The sequence below is a fragment of the Mesorhizobium sp. B2-3-15 genome (genome assembly GCF_006442875.1).
GTDB classification, from domain to species: domain Bacteria; phylum Pseudomonadota; class Alphaproteobacteria; order Rhizobiales; family Rhizobiaceae; genus Mesorhizobium; species Mesorhizobium australicum.
Genome location: NZ_VFVO01000027.1, coordinates 1 through 2,775, shown reverse-complemented (window position 1 = coordinate 2,775; position 2,775 = coordinate 1). Strand labels below are relative to the sequence as shown.

The 2,775-nt window shown below is 61.9% G+C and carries 1 protein-coding gene and 1 pseudogene; both read right to left on the bottom strand.

Annotation, left to right across the window (positions count from 1 at the left end; translation table 11 throughout):
* Positions 1–564: 564 nt before the first annotated feature.
* Positions 565–824 (bottom strand): annotated as a pseudogene (locus FJ954_RS31415) (type II toxin-antitoxin system ParD family antitoxin).
* Positions 825–970: 146 nt separating this feature from the next.
* Positions 971–2,170, bottom strand: coding sequence for an IS256 family transposase (locus tag FJ954_RS31410; protein ID WP_140666038.1), 1,200 nt, complete (start codon positions 2,168–2,170; stop codon positions 971–973).
* Positions 2,171–2,775: the final 605 nt, after the last annotated feature.

Sequence of the window (2,775 nt, the reverse complement as noted above, 5' to 3'; positions counted from 1 at the left end):
CGGCGCACCGCCCTCGTTCGTGAGGCGTATATAGTCGCCACCAACCAAAACTGTCAACACCGTTCCCAAATGTTTTTTCGATTTATCGTGGAGATATCCACGGGGCTGAAATTCGTGAGTTGGCTAGGCTGAATTCCCCTGTCGCTTTCAACGGTTGTTTATGCGTGGGTTCCCACTTTGACCCGACGCCTGGCATGCTTCCCTTTGAAGACTGCTGCCCGCCCACGGACCTCGCCCGAGCGGCTTTCAGCGCCGATTCTCCAGCAATTCCGGTGTGATGTTCCGACCCGTGTAGAAGATGCCTGGGGATCAGCACCTGCTCATCCTTGATCGCGAAGGCAATGCTGACCGCCCGCCGACAACCAACAATCCGCGGCCCAGGCATGATCTCGAGCCGCTCAGTGCCTCGCTGTGGAAAAGTCGCTAAGCCGAGACAACGGTTCCTGGATACCACGACAAAATTCCAGGCGATCGCTGGCGACGGCCGCTCGGCTATGCCGTCGTAGAGCTGTCGGAGTTCGGCTTGTGCCGCGGGATGAAAGACGATCCGATATTCCGTTCCTACTAGGCCTTAGCCTGCTTCGCGCGATGGCGCGCTTCGAGGCTGGAAAAGACCGTTTCGGCTGGAATTCCCTTCGTCGGATTCTGCTGGAGCCGCCAGGCGTGCGGAATTTCCTCGCGCAACCACTTTTGCCGCTCCGCCTCGAAGTCCTCGAGCATGCATAGGCCGGCGCGGACAACCTCGCTGGCGTTGTTGTAGCGGTCTGATTCGAGTTGCCGCTTGATGAATTGCTCATGGTGTCGTTCAAAGCGCAATTGGGCATGGCACCTCCTGGAAGATATTATGTGGCAGAGGAGCATTCTGCCGCCTCGAACGCGTTTCACCGTCACCACGCGATCAGATCATGTCCCGCGGCGTGGTGTAGCTGGCGGCCTTGGTCGCCGTGCTGTCCGGCATGGGCCGGGCTGATCAGCGCGCCACGGCAGACAGGCTGATGAGGGGATCATCGCTCAATTGGCCGACGCTTTCCAGGGTCATGTATCTGGCCCGCTGGACGGCCCATTCATCGTTCTGTTCGAGCAGGATTGCGCCGACGAGGCGCACGATTGCATCGTCATTGGGGAAGATGCCGACGACCTCGGTGCGCCGCTTGATCTCGCTGTTGAGACGCTCGATCGGATTCGTCGAGTGGAGCTTGGCGCGATGTTCCTTCGGGAAGGTCATGTAGGCCAGCACGTCGGGCTCAGCGTCGTCCAAGATTGTCGCCAGCTTCGGTACCTTCGGCCGGATCTGGTCGGCGACGGCGCGCCATTGTACGGACGCGGCCTCGGGCGTCTCCTGGGCGAAAGCGGTGGCAATGAAGGCTGAGACGACCCTGCGGCCGCTCTTGCCGGCATGGGCCAGTACGTTCCTCATGAAGTGGACGCGGCACCTCTGCCATGTCGCGCACAGCACTTTGGTGACGGCCGCCTTGATGCCTTCGTGGGCATCGGAGACGACGAGCTTGACGCCACGCAGGCCGCGACGTGTCAGCTTGCGCAGGAACTCCGTCCAGATCGGCTCGGCCTCCGACGTGCCAATCTCCATGCCCAGGACCTCGCGTCGGCCGTCCGCGTTGACGCCAACTGCGATGATGACGGCGACCGAGACGATCCGGCCACCGCGGCGGACCTTCAGGTAAGTGGCGTCGATCCACAGGTAGGGCCAATCGCCTTCGATCGGCCGCTCGAGGAAGGCCTTCACCTTGCCGTCGATCTCCTCGCACAGCCGCGAGACCTGGCTCTTGGAGATGCCGCTCATCCCCATGGCCTTGACCAGATCGTCGACCGAGCGCGTCGAGATGCCCTGAACATAGGCCTCCTGGATGACGGCGGTCAGCGCTTTCTCGGCCATGCGGCGCGGTTCGAGGAAACCCGGGAAGTAGCTTCCCTTCCTGAGCTTCGGGATGCGCAGTTCGACCGTGCCGGCCCGCGTCTCCCAGTCCCGGTCGCGGTAGCCATTGCGCTGGGCGAGCCGCAGCGGCGACTTCTCGCCATAGCCGGCGCCGGTCGCCGCGCCCACCTCCATCTCCATCAGCCGCTCGGCGGCAAAGCCGATCATCTCGCGCAGCAGATCGGCATCCGGGGTCTTCTCCACGAGCGTGCGCAGGTTCATCATGTCGTCGGTCATCGGTAGTCCTTCCGACATGGGGTTGGCGTCGACAACCAAACCCTACCGGAAAGCGCCGATGACCACCGACACCCCGCTCACTCGCTACAGCGCTACTAACGGCGCGCTCGTGAGCGGCTTCGTAACTGCCGAGCTACACCACCTGATGGGACACGACCCGCGCTCAGCGGGGTCACCCGATCCGGCAGAATTGAAATAACGATTGGGACAGTTCTGTGGAGCGGAGGGCCGCAGCCCGTGCTACCGGCATCCGAAAGCGTGTGAGGAGACCAGCTGAGTTAAAGCCCAACCGGCCAATCTGTTCATGCTTGGCGGCCATCGATCTTGAACCCCGTCCCCATGGCCTTCGCTGATTTGATTTGTCCCGCGCGTCGGCGGCGCCTTTTTGCCGGTCCTGAACAGAGTGGATCGACTCCACGGCGATCCGGATAGGCAACGGTCCGCCGATTTGGACTCTGGCGGCCGTTTTCTTTGTGAGGTTTTGTTGGCTTGGTTTGGGGGGCTGATGGGTTCGAATTTCTGTGCGGAGAGATCGGAACGCGAACGGCCCGCCGGCATTGAGCCAGGCGGGCCGTTTTTGTTTGGTTGCGGGGACAGGATTTGAA

Excerpts from the sequence above, each read along its gene's own strand:
- FJ954_RS31410 (WP_140666038.1), bottom strand. The coding sequence starts at position 2,170 with ATGACCGACGACATGATGAACCTGCGCACGCTCGTGGAGAAGACCCCG.